This is a genomic window from Bacillus sp. V59.32b (assembly GCF_003429085.1).
Classification (GTDB): Bacteria; Bacillota; Bacilli; order Bacillales; family DSM-1321; genus Peribacillus.
In genome coordinates this window covers 1-22,868 of the sequence record NZ_QVTC01000100.1, presented here as the reverse complement: position 1 = coordinate 22,868, position 22,868 = coordinate 1, and the positions used below count along the sequence as shown (strand labels likewise).

Below are 22,868 nucleotides of genomic sequence, written 5' to 3'. Positions count from 1 at the left end.
TCGAGGAGTCTCGCAGATTCCCTTCCCAAAAACAACATTATCGTTTAACAGAGCCTTTTCTTATATTCCACAAAGATGTATTATTCGATAAATGATCCTTGGGAGGATCATAGTGAACCAATCCGAATATACAGATATCCGGATCAGCTCTAGTATTTCTATCAGCGATCATGGTTCAGCACAGTCAGGTTGTGCCGCATTTGGTCAAGCTGAATCTTCATTCTAAGCAATTGTTCTCTTTGCTGGGTGTTTGAACTGTTCGCTAATGTTTCAACATGATTCAAAGCGCTCTGCAGCTCCTGCTGAGACTGGATAAAGTCCAGGTCATTATCATGTTCCTGCACAGATGCTTCTCTGTACTGATCAGTAGCGTTACGGAGAGCGTCTTCACATTGCTGAATGCAATTTTCCACGGATTGTCTTGTTGCCATTAGGGTGTCTCCTCCTCTCCATACGTAACCAATAATAGATGATATCCATCATCTTCATTAGTTTTATCTGTTTCAATCTGGATTATCAGATACAGCCAGGGCCAAATCTCTCCAGCAGAGAATCCATTTGGATAAGCGAGGGACTTCATGATAAGCTAAGTTAAATATCTCTATATAAGGAGGGTTTTGACTTGAATCAGACGAACCCGTTTATATACGCAATCGATGATAAACGATATCATACGTGGAACTACCATCTGCGCCAGCAGTTTGGCCATAAAGTTTTTAAAGTAGCTCTCGACGGCGGCTTCGATTGTCCTAACCGCGATGGCACCGTGGCCCATGGCGGGTGCACATTCTGCAGCGCTGCCGGCTCAGGGGATTTTGCAGGTAACAGGGCAGAATATCTAGAAACACAGTTTAAGGAAATAAGCGGCAAGATGCATCGTAAATGGAAAGATGGCAAGTATCTGGCCTATTTCCAAGCTTTCACTAACACACATGCTCCGCTCGAAGAATTAAAGGAAAAGTATGAAACCGTATTAAGACAAGATGGGGTCGTCGGGCTTTCGATTGCGACTCGTCCTGATTGCCTGCCTGATGACGTTGTCGAGTATTTGGCAGAGCTGAATGAGCGCACTTATTTATGGGTCGAGCTTGGCCTGCAGACTGTCCACGAAAGAACGGCACTACTTATCAATAGGGCCCACGATTTCCAATGTTATGTGGAAGGAGTGAACAAGCTCCGTAAGCATGGAATCCGTGTTTGTTCCCATATCATTAACGGTCTTCCGCTTGAGTCGTACGAGATGATGATGGAAACGGCCCGAGAAGTAGCAAAGCTTGATGTTCAAGGGATTAAGATTCATTTGCTTCATCTTCTAAAGGGAACACCTATGGTGAAGCAATACGAAAAGGGGATGCTTGAATTCCTTCCCTTTGAAGACTATGTTTCTCTAGTGTGCGACCAGCTTGAAATATTGCCTTCTGAAATGATCGTCCACCGAATCACGGGCGATGGCCCTATTGAGCTGATGGTCGGCCCGATGTGGAGCGTCAACAAATGGCAAGTGCTAAATGCGATTGATGCTGAGTTGAAAAAACGAAACAGTTGGCAAGGTAAATTCTATAGTCAGCAAGTTGTCGAAGTGTAATGAAGCTTGTTAGAATTCTCCCTTTTGCCCGTATGTTGCTCGAAAAAGCGGTGCAGCCTGGCAACATAGCGGTTGATGCGACTGCTGGCAATGGGATTGACACGTTGTTCCTTGCTAGACTCACTGGAAATGGTGGACATGTATACGCATTTGATATCCAGGATGAAGCAATTGCCACAACTTCACACCGCCTTCAATCCGAGGGCATGCGTGGCCGTTGTACGTTATTCCAGACGGGGCATGAAAACATGAAAGCGATGATACCGGAAAGTAAGTTCGAAAAGATAACAGCCGCTGTGTTTAATCTTGGTTATTTGCCAGGAGGCGATAAGACAATCGCAACCAGGGCAGATACTACAATATCAGCGATTGAACAATTATTAGAGATTATGGCACCTGAAGGAATCATTGTCCTCGTCATTTACCACGGGCATCCTCAAGGGGCAGATGAAAGGGATTCATTACTGCACTATGTTTCAAACCTGCCTCAGGAACAGGCGCACGTTCTTCAATACAGCTTCATTAATCAGGTCAATCATCCCCCCTTTATTATTGCCATTGAAAAGCGCTAAAAAAGAGTCTGTCACCCCACACGGGGAAACAGACTCTTTTTTATTTTATTTACTAGCTGAAAACAGCAACCCACCAGGCTTTTTCTTTTGCAGATTCCGGTAAGCCCTGCCGTTAAAATAAAAAAAGATCGATTCAAAACCGCCGAAGCGGATTAATTTTTTCGCCAGTAATTTTACGGCTTTTTGGGATTTTACTTTATCATCAGATAGGTACAGTCCTAAAAGGCCTCTATGGATTAATTGATGGAACCGTTTATGCGGCAGCTTTTTTGCATACTGGTTCGATTTTTCAACAAAATGGGAAAAACGTTCAAACATCTCTTCGTCATCTTTGTAATAAAAACAAAAATTCAAATCTCCGCCATCCAGATCTTCCTCCTGATCGATAAAATAATCAAGCAAAATATGAAGGCCCTGTATATACGGAAAGTATCCTTCACGGATTATATCTGCATTGTCTACCTCGAAATCGTCTCGAATACTGTAGGAGACCAGGCAGAAAATTCCGAGGGTGGAGCCGGAACAAGCCGAAAATTCATACCACGACATCGCGGGCAGCTGCTGTTTATAGCATTCAAACCATGATTGTAGGCGTGGAATTCTCTCTTCGACCGTCACATGCTTATGAACCTGCAGGGCGCAATAATAAGAACACAGTTCCTTTAAATAAGGAAGGATGGTCTGGTAATTGGGGATGTTCCGCAAGACAGATCGGCACGTTTCCACCAGGTCACTCAAATATCCGCCATCGTCATGTTCGGTACGGCAACGGTAATAATTAGTCTGTTCGGCTTCAATATCAAGGGCATGCTGCATCGATTCATGCAGAGCCTTAAAATCTTCCGGGTCCAGCGAAGTACTTCTGTCGCATAAATTGTCCAGGTAATCGCTGATGGTTTGGTAAGCGACGATAAACCGGATCGCGTCGACTCTCTTATCCTCAGCGACCAAGGCCAGGATGGAACCGCCTTCACAGTGAAAGGTTTTGGCGTTGATACTGTCCAATGCTTGTTTTCTTAATTCTTGATCTGGAATAAGTTCGGCCCTTTTTTTCCAGTAACCGAGTTCTACATGTACAATCGGAAACACATCCCGATATACATTTTTCATTAATGCAATGGGGTTTGTCGGGACCGACATTCGCAACACCTCACTTAAATGATATATCCTAGCGTTTTTAATCGATTTTCAACAAACCCTAATGCATACTGAAATACGTCTTCTCTCTCTGGTTCGTTAAAGATTTCATGATACAAACCAGGCCATTCTTTGTAATGCTTCTCACTGCACTGATTATAATTGAACCATTCCCGCACAGGCCTTTTATCGACAACCCGGTCATCACCGCCCTGCATGAGCATGAGCGGTATGTCATCAAAGTAGGGAATATCATCAAATGCCTGCTTCATCGCATTGACAAGCTCGCGGTACCATCTGACCGATACTTTCGTCACGTAAAGACTATCATTCAAGTCCGCTTCACGCACCTCAGGATTTCTTGTTGCGATTTCGGGAGTGATATCTGCGTTGATTCTTAATTTTGGATAAACGAGATTAATCCCCTGGGAAAGCGTATTTATCAGTTTTGATGGCTGGGTTACCAGTCCTAAGCATGGGGATGATAGAATAACCCCGGCTAAATCATACTCCTCTTCCTGCAGCAGACGGATTGCTATAAGCCCCCCCATACTGTGCCCCAATAAAAATACTGGAAGCGAATATTGGTACGCTTCGTGAATCCAGCCCCTTACCTCATTTAAATAGGCATCAAAGGAATTAATATGTCCCCTGAAAGCACGGGTAGTCATTCCTTGTCCCGGAAGGTCTCCCATAATGACATGGTAACCGGATGAACGCCACATCTGAGAAAGCCATTTGTAACGGCCGTGATGCTCCATCGCGCCATGTATCATCACAATCACAGCTTTTGCGTTGCCTTCTGCCTCCCATTTCCACATAGGAAAGCCTCCTTTTTTCTACATTTCAAAATGAACGGCTACATATATTGCGGCATCGTATTTTACACCCTTTTATATTCCCGTTAAAATGAAATAGATGCTTATTACTTTGTTTTTAAAAATTATGTAATTTATAAACCGCTATACTTGAATAATACCGAAAAAAACGCACCTCGGAAAGGATTTGATTCCAAATTGATTAATTACTCTTATAAAGACCAAGCACCGAAAATAGCAAAAAGCGCGTACATCGCTGATAATGCGGTAATTACTGGCGATGTGATCATAGGCGAATACTCGAGCCTATGGTTTAACTCTGTAATCCGGGGTGATGTCGCCCCGACAATCATCGGAAATAAAGTGAATATACAAGATAACTGTGTACTGCATCAAAGCCCAAACAATCCACTGATTCTGGAAGACGAAGTTTCTATAGGCCACCAAGTAATCCTGCATAGCTGCAAAATAAGAAAAGGCGCCCTGATCGGCATGGGTTCCATCATTTTGGATAAAGCCGAAATCGGCGAAGGAGCATTCATCGGTGCAGGAAGCCTTGTTCCCCAGGGTAAAGTAATCCCTCCCAACACCCTTGCCTTCGGACGGCCCGCGAAAGTAATTCGGGAATTGACCGAAGAAGACAAGAAAGACATGGAGAGAATTTGCAGGGAATACGCTGAGAAGGGTCAGTTTTATAAGCAGGCCACGCCGATTAAATAATCGATTGTCGTTGCATATTATATCTAGTATGAATTAACTTTAAGGGAAATATGAAATAAAGAAGAGGACTTACATAACTGTAAGTCCTCTTCTTTGTTTCTATACATTATTTTGCTTGTTCTTTTAAAACTTCAGCTTTGTCAGTCAGCTCCCACGGCAACTCGATGTCACTGCGGCCGAAATGCCCGTACGCTGCTGTTTGTTTGTAGATTGGGCGGCGAAGATTCAGCATGTTGATGATACCGGCAGGGCGAAGATCAAAGTTGCTGCGAACGAGGTCAACAAGGACCTCTTCACTAACTGTTCCAGTTCCGAACGTATCGACGGAAATGGATACAGGCTGGGCCACACCGATTGCATAAGCAAGCTGTACCTCCACTTTATCAGCAAGACCAGCTGCCACGATGTTCTTTGCAACGTACCGTGCTGCATATGCTGCGGAACGGTCTACTTTTGTAGGATCCTTGCCGGAGAATGCACCGCCGCCGTGGCGCGCATAGCCGCCATACGTATCAACGATAATTTTACGGCCTGTTAATCCTGCATCCCCTTGAGGACCGCCGATTACAAAGCGACCTGTCGGGTTGATGAAATACTTTGTGTTTTCATCAATCAGCGATTCTGGAACTACCGGATTGATGACATGCTCTTTTAAATTACGCTGGATTTGCTCCAGGCTGATTTCCGGGTGATGTTGAGTCGAAATAACGATCGTATCGATGCGAACTGGTTTATCGTTCTCATCGTACTCAACAGTCACCTGTGTTTTTCCATCTGGACGCAGATAAGGAAGAATTTCTTCCTTGCGTACTTCCGTTAAACGCCTTGAGATTTTGTGAGCCAAAGAAATCGGAAGCGGCATAAGCTCTTTCGTTTCGTTGCAGGCAAACCCAAACATTAATCCTTGGTCTCCCGCGCCAATTGCTTCGATCTCTTCATCAGTCATTTGACCTTCACGAGCTTCTAATGCCTGATCTACACCCATTGCAATATCTGCCGACTGTTCATCAATAGACGTTAGTACAGCACAAGTTTGCGCGTCAAACCCGTATTTCGCCCGAGTATAACCAATGTCAGCAATCGTTTCACGCACGATTTTAGGAATATCTACATATGTAGAGGTAGTGATTTCTCCCGCTACAAGCACGAGGCCAGTGGTTACTGACGTTTCACATGCAACACGAGCGTTTGCGTCTTTCGCAAGAATCGCATCCAAAATTGAATCTGAAATCTGGTCACAAATTTTATCCGGGTGACCTTCAGTTACAGACTCAGAAGTAAATAGACGACGTTGTTTGGACATCTGATTTCCTCCTTACAGTTCATATTTTTTAGGCTCCAGAAACGTAATAATGCTTCATTTCCTTTACCATGATTTGTCGACGGAGCTCATTCCCTTATAAGTTTCCACCATAGATGCATGTTAGTATGATTCTACCGTTTCTTTACATACTGTATACAAAAAAACCTTTCCTACTCATAGAGGAAAGGTTTGTTGTCTGACATCTATCCTTTCACTCTTATCGTTCAAGGGTTTGACCTTGCATCAGGTTAGCACCAGCGCCAAAAAATTCCCTTAAAAGGAATCATTACTTTATATTTTGGCAGGTTGCCGGGTTTCATAGGGCCTGTCCCCTCCACCATCTCGGGATAAGAGAATCCGTACAAGGTAGTATCATAACAAAATTTCAAAAAAAGTCAACTATTGAGTCTCATCCCTTCTATAAAGTATACTTTCCCTCATGGGCTTCCGTCTTGAAAATTACTCTTCGCTCAGCGCTCCATAAGAGGAACGTAACAAAGGCTCCCGGAAATGTAAGGTAGGATATCCAATCAGGATACGCCTAAGTGCAGAGCACTCCTTTATTACCTTTCCCTTTCCGTTAGTAATATTGTTTTCCTTTATGATCCCATACGAATTTTAAAAAGGATTCTCTTAGCTCGCTGATTAAAATAAATCGGTAAATAGGTTTATAGTATTTCGGAAAAAGCTCCTTCTTCTACGGTAAGCATAACTGGGAAGCTAATCAGTTAACTAAGTTTAGGTGTGAGATTGTTTATAAGAAAATGTTCACAATTTTATCATTAATAGTATAGACTATTTAGATGAATGTGTTATACTAATTACATTGAATTAAATATGTATAAAGGAAGGTATCTCATATATGAATTCTGTTGACATTTCAAATGAGTTACACGAATTATTAGCCGGAAGCAACGTAAATGTACAACTTTCTGTTTCTCAATTAGTGGAAAAAGTATTAAACCGGAAAGAAGGCATACTTACATCAACGGGGGCAGTAAAAGCCGAGACTGGTAAGTATACAGGTCGTTCCCCAAAGGACAAATATACAGTGGAAGAAGCTTCCGTAAGGGACAAAATCGATTGGGGCGCAGTGAACCAGCCGATTTCCGAAGAAGTTTTCTCAAACTTATATGATAAAGTGATTCGCCATTTGAAAGAAAAAGAAGATATTTTTGTATTTAACGGCTTCGCCGGTGCCGATGAGAAGTACCGTCTGCCGATTCAGGTCATTAATGAATATGCGTGGCATAATTTATTCGCTCACCAATTGTTCATTAGGCCAAATGAAGAAGAACTTAGGAGCCATAAAGCAGAATTCACGGTTATTTCCGCTCCGGACTTTAAAGCAAATCCGGCGGTTGACGGTACGAAATCCGAAACGTTTATCATCATTTCATTCGAGCGACGCACTGTTTTGATAGGCGGGACGGAATATGCAGGGGAAATGAAGAAATCTGTCTTTTCCATTATGAATTACCTGTTACCGGAACAAGGAATTCTTCCCATGCACTGTTCAGCAAACGTGGGCCGAGAAGGTGATGTCGCCTTATTCTTCGGTTTATCCGGAACGGGTAAAACCACTTTATCCGCTGATTCTAACCGTAAGCTAATCGGCGATGATGAGCATGGCTGGTCCAATAACGGCGTTTTCAATATCGAGGGCGGCTGTTATGCAAAATGCATTAACTTATCCCGTGAAAAAGAACCGCAGATTTTCGATGCGATTCGATTTGGAGCCGTGCTGGAAAATGTAGTAGTTGATGAAGATACTAGAATCGCGGATTATGATGATAACGCCTTAACTGAAAATACTCGTGCGGCTTATCAGATCCAGTCCATCGACAATATTGTGAATCCGAGTATTGCAGGACATCCAAATACGATTATCTTTTTAACGGCGGATGCTTTTGGCGTACTGCCTCCTATCAGCAAGCTTTCAAAAGAGCAAGCCATGTTCCATTTCTTAAGCGGCTACACAAGCAAACTTGCCGGTACAGAGCGTGGGGTTACCTCTCCAGAGGCTACCTTCTCCACATGCTTCGGTTCTCCATTTCTGCCGCTTCCAGCATCGCACTATGCAGAGATGCTTGGAAAAAAAATCGATGAGCATGGATCAAAGGTTTATCTTGTTAATACTGGCTGGACCGGCGGCGAGTACGGTGTCGGAAGCCGCATGAAGCTGGCTTATACACGCGCAATGGTGCAGGCTGCGCTCGAAGGCGAATTGACGAATGTTGAAACCATCAAGGATGATATTTTCGGATTGGAAATTCCGCTTCATGTTCCAGGTGTACCTGATAATGTATTACAGCCTGTCAAGACATGGGAAGATAAAGCTGCATACGAAGCGAAAGCTACGGAACTGGCAGCTAAATTCCGGGCTAACTTTAAAAAGTTCGCTAACGTTGCAAGCGATATCGAAGAGCTTGGCGGACCGAATGCCTAAATAATAAACGCCCAAAATCCATTGTTTGGATTTTGGGCGTTTATTAATTTCTAGTTTTGTAGTAGCTTTTTTTGGTCGGAATAAGGGTGTAACGGAAACTATGTTTTTTTTATTTTTCAGTTGACGGAAAATGATCAAAAAACAGACCATTATGGCCTGCGTTAGTTTGTGGAATTCAATGATATCAGCTTATAGATAATAATCGTCTGCCCGCTTTCCCATTCCAGCTTTTGTATGACCGCCGTCCCACTCGTCTCACTTTGGATGGTTTTGCGGATATCGAGTGGAATATCAAGCGGATAGAGACGGTAGCCATCCTTTGTAAGACGAAAAATATTCTCTTCTTCTCTCTTTTCCCGGCCTTTGGTTACAATCATGGTATTGAGTTCTAATGGCATCCCCATAATTCGTACCCTCCTTACTAAGATATCTCTATAGTATCATTTTTTCCTTTGCTGTTTCATCCACTGAGTTAAATCTTCTACGACGCGCCGGTTTGTGGCGGGAGGAAAGTAATGCGTGAAGTCGTCAAAATACCAGCTTTCAACCGGTTTATCCTTTACTTTCAGTATCTTTTCCAGCCGGTGGGCATGTTCGACGGAAACATTTTCATCCTGTACCCCGTGAATGATGAGCACAGGTGCCATAAGTTCATCCGCTTCAAATAACGGGGTCCGATACTCATATTCCTCAGGATATTTCTTTGGAGTTCCCCCTATTACCCGCTTCATCATTCTTCTAAGATCCTCTCTCTCCACGTAGGTCAGGAACATGTCAGAAACGCCTCCCCAGGTTACAACCGAAGCAGTGTTTTTACAGTTTATCGCCGTCCACAAAGCCATCACCCCGCCTCGTGAAAAGCCGAATACATGAATGGAATCGGGTCTAACCCTCGGGTGGTTTTCAAGCAGGTTAAAAGCAGAAATGGCATCCTGCCGGTCTTCGCCTGCAAAGTCTTCATCCCCTTCCCCCCCTGGTTCCCCCGGTAAAAAGGAGCAAAAACAATAAATCCCTGGGCTGCGAACTGCACGATCCTCCCCGGCCTGACCTTTCCGACATTCTTTATGCCTCCCCGTAAATATAAAAACCCATCAAGAATATCTCCCTCTATAGGCTCTGCTAACAGTCCCTTTACTTTGAGTCCATGAGAAAGATAGGTAATCGAATAAAGATGAATTCCCGGATGAGGTGATGGAAAACGCCGCTTTTCAATAATGGTGCCGTCTTTCATGCCAGATTCTCCTTTCACCGCTTTTATTCTTATTGTAAAACAAACATGTCTATCTATCCCATAGGAATCGTGAAAAATGCTTCAATGCTTTCTTGTTCCCGGTGAACCTGGATAGTCAAACCCTAGGTTTCAAAAGTGTTCCATAGGCAATCACACATTTTTGTTTATCGAATACGATATGTTAGGCCCATACACATACGCAAAAATGAACAAAAAGGAGGAAGATTCACATGAAAAGGTTAAAAATAGGCATATTTCTTTTACTTAGCTTCATTCTAATTATCTCCCTCGCCGCATGCGGCAAGGAGGATGTGCAAAAGGTAAGAGTGGCCGAAGTAACACGTTCCATTTTTTACGCTCCACAATATGTAGCGCTTGAAAAAGGATTTTTCAAAGAAGAAGGTTTGGATGTCGATCTAAAGACGACACCCGGTGGAGACAAGACAATGACCGCACTGCTTTCAAACGGAGCTGACGTTGCCCTCGTAGGTTCAGAGACTTCCATTTATGTTGCCTCACAAGATTCTAAAGACCCCGTAATCAATTTTGCCCAACTTACTCAGACAGACGGTACTTTCCTTGTTTCCAGAAAGAAGATGGATCACTTCGAATGGAACATGCTAGAGGGCAGCACCTTCCTTGGACAGCGTAAAGGCGGGATGCCCCAAATGGTTGGAGAATTTGTACTAAAAAAACATGACATTGATCCTAAAAGTGATTTGAAGCTCATCCAAAATATCGACTATGCCAATATTTCAACAGCCTTTGCTTCCGGAACAGGAGACTTTGTCCAGCTTTTTGAACCGACCGCAAGCGTGTTTGAAAAAGAAGGCAAAGGATATATTGTCGCTTCATTTGGTACCGAATCAGGGCATGTTCCTTATACGACATTTATGTCTAAACAAAGCTATATAAAAGAAAACAAAGAAACGATTGAGAAATTCACACGCGCAGTGAAGAAGGCGCAGGACTTTGTCCAAAAAGAGAGTGCTGCAGAAACAGCCAAGATCATTCATCCATTCTTTGAAGATACCGACCTTGAAACGATTGAAATGGTAATCGATCGATATAAAAGCCAGGGTTCTTTTGCGGAAGATCCCATTCTCGATAAACAAGAATGGGATAATCTGCAGAACATCATGGATGAAGCCGGAGAACTGCCAAAGAGAATTGAGTACAATGAATTGGTAAACACCGACTTTGCCGAAAAGGTCTCTAAATAGAGGAGGCTAGACCATGAGCTTTTTATCGGTGAAGAATATTCATCATACGTATTTTTCAGAAAAAACAGCGACTACTGCATTAAATAATATCAGCCTGGACATTGAGGAGGGTGAATTCACCTCCTTCCTCGGTCCAAGCGGTTGCGGAAAAACGACGTTGCTGTCAATTATAGCCGGGCTTTTCCCTCCGACGTCAGGAAGGATTTTATTAGAAAACAAACCTTTAAACACAGGTAAAGAACTCTCAATCGGCTATATGCTGCAGCAGGATTATCTGTTTCCATGGAAGACGATAGAAGAGAATATTACGCTTGGTTTGAAGCTATTGAACAGAGATGAAACGGAATCCAGAAATCAAGCATTCAAGCTGCTTGAAGATGTTGGATTGCAGGGAGTCGAGAAGCAGTTCCCAGGCCAGCTTTCCGGTGGGATGAGACAAAGGGCAGCATTGGCAAGGACTCTCGCTGTTGATCCGAAAATATTATTATTGGATGAACCATTTTCGGCACTCGATTACCAAACCAAGCTAAAGCTTGAAGACCTCGTATCCGAGACCCTGAAGGCATTTAGAAAAACAGCCGTTCTCGTGACACACGATATCGGTGAGTCAATTGCGATGAGTGACAAAATTTATTTATTCTCGGCCCAACCAGGAAGAATCCAAAAGTCATTCACCATTCCAGTAGAGCTTCGTTCACTTTCCCCATTTGAAGCAAGGAACCATCCAATATATACAGATTTATTTCAAACGATATGGAAGGAGCTTGAGAGTCTTGAACATTAAAAGCCTCCATGATCAATACAAAGCTTCTCTACAAAAAGAAAAGCGCTGGATCCGCATTTTCCAATTGTTAATCTTCACTGTCTTCTTTGCTTCATGGGAAAGCTTTTCACGATTGGAATGGATTGATCCGCTGATCTTTAGTTCACCATCAAAGGTATGGAATCTTTTCACCGATAAGGTGATGGATGGAACCTTACTGTCACATTTAAGCGTCACCGTATTTGAAACCGTGCTCGGCTTTATCCTCGGGACACTGCTTGGGACGATGCTCGCTGCTATCCTATGGTGGTCCCCGTTTCTATCGAAAATTTTGGATCCTTATCTCGTGATTTTAAACGCGATGCCAAAAGTTGCCCTCGGCCCTATTTTAATCGTCGCCCTAGGGCCGAGCCTCACCTCGATCATTGCAATGGGAGCGATCATCTCGATTATCATCACAACGATTGTCGTATACACCTCGTTCAAGGAAGTCGATCCAAATTATTTAAAAGTACTGCAAACCTTTGGTGCAAACCGCTCACAAATGTTTAAAGAAGCCATCCTTCCGGCCTCGTTTCCAACCATCATCTCAACCTTAAAAGTAAATGTCGGACTGTCATGGGTAGGCGTAATCGTCGGGGAGTTCCTGGTTTCGGAAAAAGGGTTAGGCTATATGATCATCTATGGTTTCCAGGTATTTAATTTCAACCTTGTTATGCTTTCATTGATGATCATCGCTGTATTCGCTTCAATTATGTATCAGCTCGTCGAACTGCTTGAAAGGAAATTGATTAGAAATGACTAAAAACGGTTTTGCCTTAAACCATCTTGATTCCTGTTAATAAGCAAGCTATTCTCTTTCAACCTAGGGCCACTCTTTATAAAAAACAATGGAGCCGTTTATTTTAAGGCTCCTATTCTTACTTAATATAATTATTCTAATTGTGATTTATAATGTAAATCACCTAAATACATACTAAGAAGTAATCTTTCTTCTTTTTGAGTTGATTAACATTAATTTTAATTTTAAGGATGAGAGAAATGAATATTATGGTGCTACAATAGAACGTATTAGAAATGTAATGGAAGCAATGAAAATGGTATCTGTAACAAAAATAGATCCGGCTGAAGTTGTTTCAGCATCATAATTAGAATTAACTAGTTAATCGAAAGATGCCCTTAAAGAGCTTTCAGACTGGAAACAAACCCAATTCCGAAATCTTTTATTGGGTTTTGTCATTTTCACTTATTAAAGTAAGATTAGACTGGACCCATGTCCAGTTCCATTTTAACCTTTAATTTCTAAAATTGAATGATTATCTACCAATCAACAAAATTCGTATCGTTCCTGTCAATTCCTACTATTTATCAAATCTTAACAGTACTCTCTCGTACGACTTTAAGAAAAGTAATTTGGCCATTTGGCTTGTAATGCTTGTAAGCTGAGCGGCAGGATCTCGTCCTTCATAATAAAACTAAATCTTGCATCTCCTTTCACGTTATGAGGCAGACTTTTCATCAAAACAGGTCCGTTCGTTTCCATATAGCTGTCTCTTGGCTTTAGTTCCTGAAGCTCAGCAAAATAGATCGATTTTATAAAGGCCCCTTCAGGAGAGTCGACCCGATATTGTCCAAGATATATGAACTCATCAGTGACTCCTCCTGTTTCTTCAAAAACCTCGCGTTCTGCCGCTTTTTCAATCGTCTCCCCTTTTTCCCGCTTACCGCCCGGAAATTCCAAACCGCGCTTCGCATGGTTCGTCAGTACCCACTTATTTCCGAATCGGCACAGCACCAATACATGCCATGCGTCACCAAACGCATTTTTATTATAGGAAAAATTCACTACATATCCATTGGCATCCACAAATTGTTTCAACATATCCGCTCCAATCCATAGAGAAAAAGCACTGTTTTACATCATTTTACACTATAAGACAAGAAAATCATTTATCCTGTAATTATATTCCAAAGTCGAGAGGAGCAACATAATGAAAAAGTTTCTTATGTGCATTCCCGTTTTGATTTTACTTGTAAGCGCCTGTGATCAAAAGGCTGAACCTGTTGCGGAAGGTTCGTCCAGTAAGAAGGCTGCCGATAGCGGAGAGATGGAAGAATTAACGCTGGAACAGGTTTACGAGAAAACAGTTGAAGTCTCAAATAAGCTTAAAAGCCTATCACTCGCCTCCGAACTAAATCAGTCAATCTCTTTGAAGGATCAGCCACAGCCGTTTATGATTAAATCCGAAATTAGCATGGATGTAGTGAAAGAGCCGCTCAGTCTTTATCAAAAAATGAATATGACACTTGAGGGACAGCCTCCTCAGGATACCGAGAGTTACCTCACTGACGATGGCTTCTTCCAGTTCGATCCGCTCACACAAAAGTGGATTAAGCTTCCGGAAAATATGTCAACTGAACTATTGCAGATTCAAAATTCACAAGCAGATCCATCCGCAGAGTTAAAGAGCATGCAGGAATACATCAATGACATCGCATTCGAAAGTAATGATTCAAGCTATATTTTAACCTTAAACGCTTCCGGTGAAAAATTCCAAGACTTCCTGCAGGAAGAACTGCAAAATAACCTGAGTCCCGAGCTTGCCGAAAACATTCAACTCGGGGATAACATGGATATTAAACAGCTTACCTATGTGTACCACATCGATAAAGAAACCTTCTATCCAACTAAACTGATAAATGAAATGGAAATTGTCACTGAAGAACAAAATGAAGAAATTACAATCAGCCAAAAATCGAATAGTACCTTCAGTAATTTTGATGGAGTAAAACCGATTGAGGTTCCAAAAGAAATCCTCGAGTCAGCCGAAGAAATGGATATTACCGAATAACAACAGATGGCTTCTCATTGCGAGAAGCCATCTGTCATTCTAATATCCCCATGCTTTCAATATGATTTTTCGCTTCCTCATCGCCCAGTTCATGAATCATTCGATAAATCTTCAGAAGGGTCTCATCATAGGCATCGTTTTCCCGGTCATAATGATACTGAACATAAGGAACATGGGCACGATAAAAATTTTGAATTTCCGTTGAATAATTTTGATCAAAATATTCTCTCAACCGTGTTACTTCTTCGTCTGTCGCTTCAATTTTAAAATTCCATGGAGAGCTTTCACGATCTTGGGATATTTGTCCGTTAGCCAAGTAAATATAATAGGTTTTCTTCATATCACAAAAAGCCTCCTCCCACCGTATATGTTTGCTAAATAGTTTCCCTCATTACACCCCTATCCATTCGTAATGGTTAAACGAATATTTTTTCTATATCGAATTCTTTTTATTGGCAATATCTTCTCCTGAAATGTAAAATAATAGATTAAAGTACCACTCAAAGGGTAAAACATATATATGAAACAAAAGAACAAAATATAGCGAATGCTTCATCTATAGAAATGACAGGAACGAAATTTTGGTTTGTTACATACCCTATTTGAAATTGAGTCTTAAATGGAGGTGAGACGCATGAAGTTGATTGAGGATTTATATAACCTGTATCGAAATAAGCTTACCGGAGATGAAGAAGACATCGACATGCTGGCCTTCGCAGTTTTGGAACAGTTGGACCGTCAAGAAATATTGAATTTGCTTCATGAAATGGACGACCAGGAATTGAACAATCTAATGGGCATCTATATCATTGAATCCTTAAAAGGAAAATTCGCGAGGGAGGGGCTTGAGGATACGAAGCCTGCAAATTTCCCACATCGTAATGTTCATTAAATTTTGTACATATCAACCCTGGAGGAACCAATCTTCAGGGTTTTTTTATATGACTGTTTGTCAACCTAAGTGCGACACTCTTCTAAAAACGCTTCGTATGAAGTTTTCCAACCAAGACATTTCCCTGGTCGATTGTTAATGAGAGAAAGTGCGTTTTAGAACTTCTTCTTTCGTAATCTGGGCCAGATCTGTCGGCTTAGGAAAGAACTCACGAAGCAACCCGTTTGCATTCTCATTTGAGCCACGCTGCCAAGACGAGTAAGGATCGGCAAAGCTCACCTTGATTTTGAGATCATCTTCAACGGTTGAATAACAGGCGAATTCCTTGCCACTTGTCCACAGTAGCCGTTAGAAAAGCATCTTTTGGTAAAGCTTTATGGATGATCTTAATGGCCTTTTCCATAGATACCTGAGGATCGGTCCTCCATTTTACATGCTAAATACAACCGAGTCTTTCATTCCACAAATGTAGCGAGGCAGGATTGCTTTTTCCCCGGCCGTAGACTACGCTGCCCAGTTCCCAATGACCAAATGTTTTTCGGGGTTTCCATGAGTTCTTTTTTTAGTTGTCGCACTTGATTTTACAATTCGTCATTTAAAAAAGTCCTGCTACTAATGCAGGACTTTTCTTCGTTCTTTTATTTGGCAAGATACGCGCGAAGCATCCATGAATGCTTGTCCATGCTTTTTTTCATACCGGTAAGCATGTCGCTTGTTACCACGTCTTCGGCTTTGTCAGCAAGCTCGATTGCTTCATCAAACTCTTTAGACACCTTTTCAAAGTCGTTAATAACACTTTGGATCATATCATCAGTTGTTTCCTTACCTGTCGCTTCTTCAAGAGTTGTTAATTTCATAAATTCATTAATAGTGGCAACCGGTTTTTCTTCCATCGCCAATAATCTTTCAGCCAATTCATCAATATTTGTTGCCGATTCATTGTATAGTTCTTCCAATTTTGCATGTAATTCAAAAAAATGCGGTCCATTTACGAACCAATGAAAGTTATGCAGCTTCGTGTACAGTAAGCTAAAGTTTGAAATTTCCTTATTGATTACTTTTACTAGTTCTTTTGACATTGTATCGTCCTCCTCTTCGCTATTATATTTCCCTCTTCAATTTAAGTTAAAACCCAATATATATCGTCGCTTAAAAAAATAAATGGTAAAATAGCTGTATGGAGGAATGCTTCATGAAAACCATTATTGTTATTGGGATCGTGATTGTTTTGACCGTCTTACTGTTATCCGTACTCACGATAAACAAAGGGTATAGTTATAAACACACAGTTGACCCAATCGATCCAATCACTGATGAGGATGAAAAAAAGAAAAAGATGCATAAAAAAGGTTCTTCATCAAAAGAAGTGGTTTAAGCTTTTGATTATCCGTTGATTTCCGCTCCAGGCGCTCGCTTTCCACGGGCAGTTGGGAGCCTCCGGGACTTACACAGGGTGTGTTGGCGTCGACGTTCCGTTAACTGGCCTGCTTTGCCCGCAGGACGTTGAATCATCATCCATGCATAGGCACCGCACGAGAAAATGCGTATGCATTTTCGAGGAGTCTCGCATATCCTCGCCAATCAACTTTGTTGCAAAATTAACTGAGATATTACGTTAATCAATATTAAACGACCAGTTATGGTGAAGAGCCATAAAAAAAGTTCCTGCCGATGACAGGAACTTTTTTGAATTAAGCAAAAACTTGGTGAAGGTTTTCTTTGCTTTGTTGCAACCAATAGCGCATTAATTTCTTTGCGCCCTCTAGGTCATGTAGTTTTGCCTGACCGCATTGTTTTTCGTTAGCAGCCGGAATATCTGTGATCTCAACAGCGTCTTTCATCGTATCTTCAAGGACATCAATGATTTCTGACACGGTAGGTTCACCGCTGACCACAAGATAAAAACCTGTCTGACAACCCATTGGGGAAATATCGATTATATCGAAGTGATCGTATTTCTCGGAATGCTTGCGGATATTGAAAGCAAGCAAGTGCTCCAATGTATGAATCGCATCTGGCTTCATTGCTTGTTTATTAGGCTGGAAAAAACGTATATCAAATTTATTAACAACACCATCCGTTCCCACCTTGTGAACACCGCAATGTCTCACAAAAGGGGCTTTTACGGCATTATGGTCCAATTCAAAGCTTTCTACTGAAGGCATTTAAACCACTCCTTAACATTAAGTAGTTCTATTCTACCTCTAATTGCAATATTTTTCATCTATTTCTAATCCCCGATAATACAGAGTTGTCTTTCATTCTTTTTTCAAATAAGTTGTGATATAGTAAAATCATCATTTTACTGTATCGAAAAAGGAAGCGACCTTCATGCTAAAAAAACTGCTACTTGGTGTCATCCGATTTTATCAGGTTGCCATCTCACCACTGAAGCCTCCCACGTGCCGATTCTACCCTACCTGTTCTCATTATGGAATAGAAGCCATCAAGCGATTTGGACCGTTTAAAGGAAGCTGGTTGACGCTCAAGCGTATCGTAAAGTGCCATCCTTTCCACCCCGGCGGCTTTGATTATGTGCCTGAGAAGAAAAAATAAAAAAATCCATAAATAAAACTAAAGACGTATTAGCAAGCTCCAAGGTGGAAATTTATATGACGGATGGGAAAGTTTCTACTTTCCTATCTGCCATATAAATTTCGCTTGCTTTATACGACCCATTCATAGTATTATACAAAGGTCAAATCGGAATCATTACGTTTTTTACTTATTAAATCGGAATCAATACGAATTATGAAAGGTGTGAGCATGTTTTGAGAACAAAAGCAGTGATTTTATCGATACTAAGCACGATCCTCATCCTGTCTGGCTGCAGCGAGAAAGAAGATACTGCCGGCGATAAAAATGACGATAAAATCAAGATTTTCGCCACCGTTTTCCCATTGAAAGACTTTGCCGATAAAATAGGCGGGAAATATGTAGAAGTGGAGACCGTTTATCCTCCAGGTACGGATGAGCATACCTTTGAACCATCACAGAAAGATATTATTAAGATGGCCGAATCAGACCTGTTTTTCTATATTGGGCACAATCTTGAGGGGTTTGTTACAAAAGCTGAACCGATATTGCAACAAGAGGGCGTTCAATTAACGGCCGTAGGTGAGAAAATCGAAATGGAGCATGAAAATGAACATGCTAGCCATGAGGATGAAAATGAAGATAGTCATGGTCATGAGGACGACGGACATAATCACGGCGACGTCAACCCCCATTTATGGATGGACCCTATTTATTCAATGGAGATGGCCGGTATCATTAAAGAGTCGTTAATTGAACAAATGCCAGAGCAAAAAGCTTACTTTGAAGACAATTACAGCATTCTGGAAAATCAATTGCAGGAACTGGACGGGGAATTCAAAGCAGCTGTGGAGAATTCTAAAACAAATAAAATAATCGTCTCACATGGAGCATATGGATATTGGGAGAAGCGTTATGGGATCGAACAAATCAGTGTAACCGGACTGTCCGGTTCAAGTGAGCCTTCTCAAAAACAGCTTGAAGAGATCATAGAAACGGCAAAAGACAATGATCTCCAATATATCATTTTTGAACAAAACACTAGCTCAAAGCTCACCGAAATTATTCAAAATGAGATAGGTGCAAAACCATTACGATTGCATAATTTATCGGTGTTAACTGAAAAAGATATCGAGAACGATGAAGATTATTTCAGCCTCATGAATCAAAATGCTGTAACACTGAAAACCGCCTTACATTAAGAGTTCCAATGGTTCCTATGCCATAATTTCACGGTATTGTGACGACAAGTTTCATCCACCCTATTAGTGTACGTTAAAATAATCATCAAGGGGTGGATATATGGCTCAGGATGTGAAATGCTCAGTAGACAGCTGTCATTTTTGGAAACGCGGGAACCGTTGTTCAGCCGATATGATCAGCGTGGTCAGCTACTCAGAAGAACGGGCGCGTACAAGTAACGAAACCGGGTGCAGAACATACAGACCCGCTGAAAGTCTTTAATATGAAATAGCCTACAGGTGAAGTCCTGTAGGCTTTTGTTTTCGCAGATAAGTCTCTGACTTCGCCTTTTAGGCTCGCCAATCGGCGAGTTTTCTTTATAGTCTGGACGCGTTCCACTTTCTCTTTATCGTCTGAAGCTCCTGCTCCGCCAAATCGGTAATCTCTTTCACAACAGACACAGGCAATCCTCTTTCCAATAAAATTTCCGCAATCAGGTAAGGTTTTTTCATTAGATAAAAATTCAACTCCCTGCCTCATTCTTAAACTGCCTGGCATTATTATATAAATAAAGTTATGGCAAAAAAAGCGGCATTGGCCCATTTGCATGCAAAATGGGCTGAGAGAGTATTCTTATAAAGAAAACTCACCAATGAGCGAACCTCCTGAGCGTAGTTGCACTTTATGTAGATAGAAAATTTCTGCTTTCCTATCTGCATGAAAAAATTAAATTCGCTGAAATGATTCCCTGAACGTGGTTTTCAATTCCAACTGTTTTTCATTGACTTCAAACCCAATACCTGGTTTATCAGGCACGAAAATATAACCTTCTTTCACCTGAACTTCCGGATCAATGATGTCTTCTTCCCAATATCTTGCTGATGAAGAGATGTCGCCCGGGATAGTGAAACCCTTCAAAGAGGATAATGCAATATTATGGGCTCTGGAAATGCCAAATTCAATCATGCCGCCACACCAGACCGGCACATCATTTTCGAAACATAGATCATGGATACGGACAGCTTCGGTCCATCCACCGACGCGTCCCATTTTAATATTGATGATTCTGCAGCTGCCTAAGCGAAGGGCACTATACGCATCATGATGGGAACAGATACTTTCATCGAGGCAGATAGGCGTTGTTATTGTCTTTTGCAACAAAGAATGGTCGACGATGTCATCATGACGAAGCGGCTGTTCAATCATTTGAAGCTGAAATTCATCAAGCTTCTTGATATGCTCGATATCACTGAGGGAATAAGATGAATTCGCATCAGCCATCAACGTAATTTCAGGGTAATGTTCCCGAATTCCAGCTAATAGACGGACGTCATGATCGGGACTAATCTTTACTTTAAAGCGTTGGTATCCTTCTGCTTGAAAATCTTCTATCTGGCGTAAGGCTGTTTCTATCGAATCAGTGGCAATTACGACACCCGCCGCCACTTTTTGTTTTGTGCCTCCAAATAGTGCGCCCAGATAAACGCCTTCTTGCTTAGCATATAAATCCCAGATGGCCTGCTCCATTCCGGATTTCGCCATCGCATTCCTTCTGATGCCGTCCCAAATATCGGCTAGTTCAGATGGGTGCTTCAGACCCAATGAGAAAAGCTTTGGTACGATAACATCCTTCAGCATATGGTAACACGTTTGAATTGTTTCCTCGGTATACCATGGGCTTGAAAAAGGGACTGCCTCGCCATACCCAATCGTGCCATCACGATCGACAGCTTTAATGATGATAGACTCTCTAACCCGGACTGTTTCCAAGTGGGTTTCAAACGGCGATTTTAAAGGAGCCGAAATGATTTGCAGCGATATCGAGACAATATTCATTCGCTGGCCTCCAATCTTTTTTTAAGCTCTCGCCTTGATAGCTTATTGGAAGCATTTCGTGGCAGCGCGTCGCAAAATATAACCTGATGTGGTACCTTATAGGATGCTAAATGTTCCCTACAGTAAGTTATTAGCTCTTTTTCGTTTGTTCTTGCTTCTTGGTGGGTAACGACAAACGCGACCGGAACCTGCCCCCATGTTTCATCAGCGTTCGCCGTAACCCCTGCTTCAAAAACGGCCGGGTGCTGGCTGATAACGGATTCGATTTCCGCCGGATAGACATTTTCCCCGCCTGAGATAATTAAATCCGATCTGCGGTCCAGCACAAAAAGAAATCCTTCATCATCTAAATAACCGATATCACCTGTATAAAGCCAGCCATTTTTTATCGCCTTTTTCGTTTCATCTTCTCTGTTCAAATAGCCGCTCGTCACATTAGGACCCGAGACCACGATTTCCCCTGGCTCTTCCGCCCCTGCCGGTCTGCCATCGACCTCTATTTTCAATTGGGAAGGAAAAAGCGGCTTTCCGGCAGAGCCGATTTTTATCAGGCTATACTCGGGGGTTAAGGTTACAATCTGTGAGGAAGTCTCTGTCATGCCATACGTTTGATAAACGGGTATTCCCTTATCTGTGCACTCTTCAAGCATATGCTTCGGTGCAGGTCCTCCACCGAGGAGCATGCAGCGGAAACTTTCGGGATAGGTTTCGTTGCCTAACGCAACAAGCATCCTGTTCAACATCGCCGCCACCACTGAAATGATTGTTACCCCTTTTTGTTGAATCATGGCATTTGCTTCCTCCTCATCAAACTTCTCGACAAGGATGACCTTCATTCCATAAATCACGCTTCTCATTATAATGGACAGACCACTTATGTGAAAAACAGGTACGCCGCAAAACCAGCAATCGTCTTCAGAAAGTCCCAAGTTCAGCATCGAACCGATCGCACTCCACCAATGGTTTCCGAATGTCTGGATCACGCCCTTTGGATTGCCCGTCGTTCCTGAGGTATACATAATCGTAGCTGTATCTTGAAGAATAAACTCCTCTTGAATATTTGCTTCGCTCAAGGTTGTAACCGATCGGATTTCTTCCATAGTTGCAACAACGACTCCTGAAGATTGCTTCTCGATTTCAACTAGCTTTTCGTGGAAATGTTTTTCTGATACGAGCCATTGTGAACCGCTATCTGCCAGCTGCCAGCTTAACTCCTTAGGCGTTAGTCTGTTGTTGAGGAACACAATCTTCGCCCCGAGATAGAAAAGAGCATGAATCATAACGACGCTGTTGATATGATTCCGTACCAAAAGAGCGCAGACGTCTCCAGCTTGAAAACCTTTGGCGACAAGTTTTCCCGCGGTCTCTTCGGCCATAGCATTAAGTTCGTTAAATGTATATAATTTATCTTTGAATTCGACGGCCACTCTGTCCGGTGTCAATTCTGCTCTTTTTTTCAGCCAGTTAGGCAGTTTTTCTTCTGCAAACATCATTTCATTTCTCCTTCATTTCAAAGCCGGTATAAGAAAAGCGCAAGCGCCCTGCAGATAAGGAAGAACGACTAAAACCGCCACGTCCTTATGTCTTACATCGAGGTCAGCACATCCTGTGCAAGTCCGAGGCCGACTAAGAGCGCCACGTCCTGTGCGTCGAGGCTGGGCGCTGTAGCTAGACATCTTTCAAAGTTAAATAAAAATATACTTTCTTTAACTATAGGCTCTGTTAAACGATAATGTTGTTTTTGGGAAGGGAATCTGCGAGACTCCTCGA

At 42.1% G+C, this 22,868-nt stretch carries 26 protein-coding genes, 2 pseudogenes and 1 riboswitch; of the genes and pseudogenes, 13 read left to right on the top strand and 15 right to left on the bottom strand.

Annotated features, from left to right (window positions below):
* Positions 1-161: 161 nt before the first annotated feature.
* A complete protein-coding gene (locus D0463_RS18290; protein WP_117308784.1) occupies positions 162-431 on the bottom strand; it encodes a DUF2524 family protein in 270 nt (89 codons plus the stop codon).
* A gap of 191 nt (positions 432-622) precedes the next feature.
* Between D0463_RS18290 and mnmL the strand changes: the two genes are divergently transcribed.
* Both mnmL and mnmM read left to right on the top strand, forming a co-directional pair.
* Positions 623-1,585: a tRNA modification radical SAM protein MnmL/YtqA gene (gene mnmL, locus D0463_RS18285; protein ID WP_117308783.1), complete on the top strand. Its 963-nt coding sequence runs from the start codon at positions 623-625 to the stop codon at positions 1,583-1,585.
* The gene (gene mnmM, locus D0463_RS18280; protein ID WP_117308782.1) at positions 1,585-2,157 is read left to right on the top strand and encodes a tRNA 5-(aminomethyl)-2-thiouridylate-methyltransferase MnmM; all 573 of its coding nucleotides are present in this window, start codon (positions 1,585-1,587) and stop codon (positions 2,155-2,157) included. Before mnmL ends, mnmM begins: the two co-directional genes overlap by 1 nt.
* 45 nt (positions 2,158-2,202) lie before the next feature.
* Here the strand turns inward: mnmM and D0463_RS18275 are convergent, their stop codons facing one another.
* Entirely contained in the window at positions 2,203-3,297 is a 1,095-nt protein-coding gene (locus D0463_RS18275) for a tetraprenyl-beta-curcumene synthase family protein (protein ID WP_117308781.1), read from the bottom strand.
* Positions 3,298-3,311: 14 nt separating this feature from the next.
* A complete protein-coding gene (locus D0463_RS18270) occupies positions 3,312-4,115 on the bottom strand; it encodes an alpha/beta hydrolase (protein WP_117308780.1) in 804 nt (267 codons plus the stop codon).
* Positions 4,116-4,313: 198 nt separating this feature from the next.
* Here D0463_RS18270 and D0463_RS18265 point away from each other — a divergent pair, with 198 nt between their 5' ends.
* Positions 4,314-4,832, top strand: a complete 519-nt coding sequence (locus D0463_RS18265; RefSeq protein WP_117308785.1) for a gamma carbonic anhydrase — start codon at positions 4,314-4,316, stop codon at positions 4,830-4,832.
* A gap of 106 nt (positions 4,833-4,938) precedes the next feature.
* Here the strand turns inward: D0463_RS18265 and metK are convergent, their stop codons facing one another.
* Positions 4,939-6,135, bottom strand: coding sequence for a methionine adenosyltransferase (gene metK, locus D0463_RS18260; protein WP_117308779.1), 1,197 nt, complete (start codon positions 6,133-6,135; stop codon positions 4,939-4,941).
* 214 nt (positions 6,136-6,349) lie between these two features.
* Positions 6,350-6,489: riboswitch (SAM riboswitch) on the bottom strand.
* A 508-nt stretch (positions 6,490-6,997) separates the two neighbouring features.
* On the opposite strand from metK, the gene pckA reads away from it, so the two are divergent.
* The gene (pckA, locus tag D0463_RS18255; RefSeq protein ID WP_117308778.1) at positions 6,998-8,584 is read left to right on the top strand and encodes a phosphoenolpyruvate carboxykinase (ATP); all 1,587 of its coding nucleotides are present in this window, start codon (positions 6,998-7,000) and stop codon (positions 8,582-8,584) included.
* A gap of 161 nt (positions 8,585-8,745) precedes the next feature.
* Here the strand turns inward: pckA and D0463_RS18250 are convergent, their stop codons facing one another.
* Together D0463_RS18250 and D0463_RS18245 are read right to left on the bottom strand one after the other, a co-directional pair.
* On the bottom strand, positions 8,746-8,988 hold the full coding sequence (locus D0463_RS18250; protein ID WP_117308777.1) for a DUF2584 domain-containing protein: 243 nt from the start codon (positions 8,986-8,988) through the stop codon (positions 8,746-8,748).
* Between the two features lie 36 nt (positions 8,989-9,024).
* Positions 9,025-9,815, bottom strand: a pseudogene (locus D0463_RS18245) (alpha/beta hydrolase family protein).
* A gap of 230 nt (positions 9,816-10,045) precedes the next feature.
* Here D0463_RS18245 and D0463_RS18240 point away from each other — a divergent pair.
* The 3 genes from D0463_RS18240 to D0463_RS18230 are packed head-to-tail and all read left to right on the top strand — an operon-like array spanning position 10,046 to position 12,606.
* Complete coding sequence (locus tag D0463_RS18240) at positions 10,046-11,038, top strand: ABC transporter substrate-binding protein (RefSeq protein ID WP_117308776.1); 993 nt, start codon at positions 10,046-10,048, stop codon at positions 11,036-11,038.
* A gap of 13 nt (positions 11,039-11,051) precedes the next feature.
* Positions 11,052-11,822, top strand: coding sequence for an ABC transporter ATP-binding protein (locus D0463_RS18235; RefSeq protein ID WP_117308775.1), 771 nt, complete (start codon positions 11,052-11,054; stop codon positions 11,820-11,822).
* Positions 11,812-12,606: an ABC transporter permease gene (locus D0463_RS18230; RefSeq protein WP_117308774.1), complete on the top strand. Its 795-nt coding sequence runs from the start codon at positions 11,812-11,814 to the stop codon at positions 12,604-12,606. The genes D0463_RS18235 and D0463_RS18230 overlap by 11 nt, the downstream gene beginning before the upstream one ends.
* Before the next feature lie 594 nt (positions 12,607-13,200).
* On the opposite strand, the gene ytkD is transcribed toward D0463_RS18230, so the two are convergent.
* Entirely contained in the window at positions 13,201-13,683 is a 483-nt protein-coding gene (gene ytkD, locus D0463_RS18220) for an RNA deprotection pyrophosphohydrolase (protein ID WP_117308773.1), read from the bottom strand.
* Between the two features lie 109 nt (positions 13,684-13,792).
* Here ytkD and D0463_RS18215 point away from each other — a divergent pair, with 109 nt between their 5' ends.
* Positions 13,793-14,653: a DUF6612 family protein gene (locus tag D0463_RS18215; protein ID WP_117308772.1), complete on the top strand. Its 861-nt coding sequence runs from the start codon at positions 13,793-13,795 to the stop codon at positions 14,651-14,653.
* A gap of 34 nt (positions 14,654-14,687) precedes the next feature.
* On the opposite strand, the gene D0463_RS18210 is transcribed toward D0463_RS18215, so the two are convergent.
* Entirely contained in the window at positions 14,688-14,993 is a 306-nt protein-coding gene (locus tag D0463_RS18210; RefSeq protein ID WP_117308771.1) for a hydrolase, read from the bottom strand.
* A gap of 294 nt (positions 14,994-15,287) precedes the next feature.
* Between D0463_RS18210 and D0463_RS18205 the strand changes: the two genes are divergently transcribed.
* Positions 15,288-15,545: a DUF6154 family protein gene (locus D0463_RS18205; RefSeq protein WP_117308770.1), complete on the top strand. Its 258-nt coding sequence runs from the start codon at positions 15,288-15,290 to the stop codon at positions 15,543-15,545.
* A 65-nt stretch (positions 15,546-15,610) separates the two neighbouring features.
* Here D0463_RS18205 and D0463_RS19995 read toward each other — a convergent pair.
* Positions 15,611-16,092, bottom strand: a pseudogene (locus D0463_RS19995) (IS30 family transposase); the annotation flags it as partial.
* A gap of 91 nt (positions 16,093-16,183) precedes the next feature.
* Positions 16,184-16,624, bottom strand: coding sequence for a Dps family protein (locus D0463_RS18195; RefSeq protein ID WP_117308768.1), 441 nt, complete (start codon positions 16,622-16,624; stop codon positions 16,184-16,186).
* A gap of 113 nt (positions 16,625-16,737) precedes the next feature.
* Here D0463_RS18195 and ytzI point away from each other — a divergent pair, with 113 nt between their 5' ends.
* Positions 16,738-16,920: a YtzI protein gene (ytzI, locus tag D0463_RS18190; protein ID WP_117308767.1), complete on the top strand. Its 183-nt coding sequence runs from the start codon at positions 16,738-16,740 to the stop codon at positions 16,918-16,920.
* 316 nt (positions 16,921-17,236) lie between these two features.
* On the opposite strand, the gene D0463_RS18185 is transcribed toward ytzI, so the two are convergent.
* Positions 17,237-17,710, bottom strand: coding sequence for an S-ribosylhomocysteine lyase (locus tag D0463_RS18185; RefSeq protein ID WP_117308766.1), 474 nt, complete (start codon positions 17,708-17,710; stop codon positions 17,237-17,239).
* A gap of 166 nt (positions 17,711-17,876) precedes the next feature.
* On the opposite strand from D0463_RS18185, the gene yidD reads away from it, so the two are divergent.
* The 3 genes from yidD to D0463_RS18170 all read left to right on the top strand — a co-directional run bounded on the left by yidD (position 17,877) and on the right by D0463_RS18170 (position 19,544).
* Entirely contained in the window at positions 17,877-18,101 is a 225-nt protein-coding gene (yidD, locus tag D0463_RS18180; protein ID WP_117308765.1) for a membrane protein insertion efficiency factor YidD, read from the top strand.
* A 215-nt stretch (positions 18,102-18,316) separates the two neighbouring features.
* Positions 18,317-19,282: a metal ABC transporter solute-binding protein, Zn/Mn family gene (locus tag D0463_RS18175; protein ID WP_117308764.1), complete on the top strand. Its 966-nt coding sequence runs from the start codon at positions 18,317-18,319 to the stop codon at positions 19,280-19,282.
* A 100-nt stretch (positions 19,283-19,382) separates the two neighbouring features.
* Positions 19,383-19,544, top strand: coding sequence for a DUF1540 domain-containing protein (locus D0463_RS18170; RefSeq protein WP_117308763.1), 162 nt, complete (start codon positions 19,383-19,385; stop codon positions 19,542-19,544).
* A gap of 95 nt (positions 19,545-19,639) precedes the next feature.
* Here the strand turns inward: D0463_RS18170 and D0463_RS20170 are convergent, their stop codons facing one another.
* From D0463_RS20170 to D0463_RS19710, 4 genes are all read right to left on the bottom strand, one after another.
* A complete protein-coding gene (locus tag D0463_RS20170; RefSeq protein WP_301950657.1) occupies positions 19,640-19,774 on the bottom strand; it encodes a hypothetical protein in 135 nt (44 codons plus the stop codon).
* A gap of 214 nt (positions 19,775-19,988) precedes the next feature.
* Positions 19,989-21,098 carry an o-succinylbenzoate synthase gene (gene menC, locus D0463_RS18165; RefSeq protein WP_117308762.1) on the bottom strand — a complete coding sequence of 370 codons (1,110 nt, stop codon included), beginning with the start codon at positions 21,096-21,098 and terminating at the stop codon, positions 19,989-19,991.
* Positions 21,095-22,591 (bottom strand): o-succinylbenzoate--CoA ligase, encoded by a 1,497-nt coding sequence (locus tag D0463_RS18160; RefSeq protein ID WP_254052853.1) that lies wholly within the window; start codon positions 22,589-22,591, stop codon positions 21,095-21,097. The genes menC and D0463_RS18160 overlap by 4 nt, the downstream gene beginning before the upstream one ends.
* Positions 22,592-22,683: 92 nt before the next feature.
* The coding region (locus D0463_RS19710) for a hypothetical protein (protein ID WP_216824914.1) at positions 22,684-22,868 on the bottom strand (185 nt) is incomplete at its 5' end.

Excerpts from the sequence above, each read along its gene's own strand:
- D0463_RS18290 (WP_117308784.1), bottom strand. The coding sequence starts at position 431 with ATGGCAACAAGACAATCCGTGGAAAATTGCATTCAGCAATGTGAAGAC.
- mnmM (WP_117308782.1), top strand. The coding sequence starts at position 1,585 with ATGAAGCTTGTTAGAATTCTCCCTTTTGCCCGTATGTTGCTCGAAAAA.
- D0463_RS18275 (WP_117308781.1), bottom strand. The coding sequence starts at position 3,297 with ATGTCGGTCCCGACAAACCCCATTGCATTAATGAAAAATGTATATCGG.
- D0463_RS18270 (WP_117308780.1), bottom strand. The coding sequence starts at position 4,115 with ATGTGGAAATGGGAGGCAGAAGGCAACGCAAAAGCTGTGATTGTGATG.
- metK (WP_117308779.1), bottom strand. The coding sequence starts at position 6,135 with ATGTCCAAACAACGTCGTCTATTTACTTCTGAGTCTGTAACTGAAGGT.
- pckA (WP_117308778.1), top strand. The coding sequence starts at position 6,998 with ATGAATTCTGTTGACATTTCAAATGAGTTACACGAATTATTAGCCGGA.
- D0463_RS18250 (WP_117308777.1), bottom strand. The coding sequence starts at position 8,988 with ATGGGGATGCCATTAGAACTCAATACCATGATTGTAACCAAAGGCCGG.
- D0463_RS18240 (WP_117308776.1), top strand. The coding sequence starts at position 10,046 with ATGAAAAGGTTAAAAATAGGCATATTTCTTTTACTTAGCTTCATTCTA.
- D0463_RS18235 (WP_117308775.1), top strand. The coding sequence starts at position 11,052 with ATGAGCTTTTTATCGGTGAAGAATATTCATCATACGTATTTTTCAGAA.
- ytkD (WP_117308773.1), bottom strand. The coding sequence starts at position 13,683 with ATGTTGAAACAATTTGTGGATGCCAATGGATATGTAGTGAATTTTTCC.
- D0463_RS18215 (WP_117308772.1), top strand. The coding sequence starts at position 13,793 with ATGAAAAAGTTTCTTATGTGCATTCCCGTTTTGATTTTACTTGTAAGC.
- D0463_RS18210 (WP_117308771.1), bottom strand. The coding sequence starts at position 14,993 with ATGAAGAAAACCTATTATATTTACTTGGCTAACGGACAAATATCCCAA.
- D0463_RS18205 (WP_117308770.1), top strand. The coding sequence starts at position 15,288 with ATGAAGTTGATTGAGGATTTATATAACCTGTATCGAAATAAGCTTACC.
- D0463_RS18195 (WP_117308768.1), bottom strand. The coding sequence starts at position 16,624 with ATGTCAAAAGAACTAGTAAAAGTAATCAATAAGGAAATTTCAAACTTT.
- ytzI (WP_117308767.1), top strand. The coding sequence starts at position 16,738 with ATGAAAACCATTATTGTTATTGGGATCGTGATTGTTTTGACCGTCTTA.
- D0463_RS18185 (WP_117308766.1), bottom strand. The coding sequence starts at position 17,710 with ATGCCTTCAGTAGAAAGCTTTGAATTGGACCATAATGCCGTAAAAGCC.
- yidD (WP_117308765.1), top strand. The coding sequence starts at position 17,877 with ATGCTAAAAAAACTGCTACTTGGTGTCATCCGATTTTATCAGGTTGCC.
- D0463_RS18170 (WP_117308763.1), top strand. The coding sequence starts at position 19,383 with ATGGCTCAGGATGTGAAATGCTCAGTAGACAGCTGTCATTTTTGGAAA.
- D0463_RS20170 (WP_301950657.1), bottom strand. The coding sequence starts at position 19,774 with ATGAAAAAACCTTACCTGATTGCGGAAATTTTATTGGAAAGAGGATTG.
- menC (WP_117308762.1), bottom strand. The coding sequence starts at position 21,098 with ATGAATATTGTCTCGATATCGCTGCAAATCATTTCGGCTCCTTTAAAA.
- D0463_RS18160 (WP_254052853.1), bottom strand. The coding sequence starts at position 22,591 with ATGATGTTTGCAGAAGAAAAACTGCCTAACTGGCTGAAAAAAAGAGCA.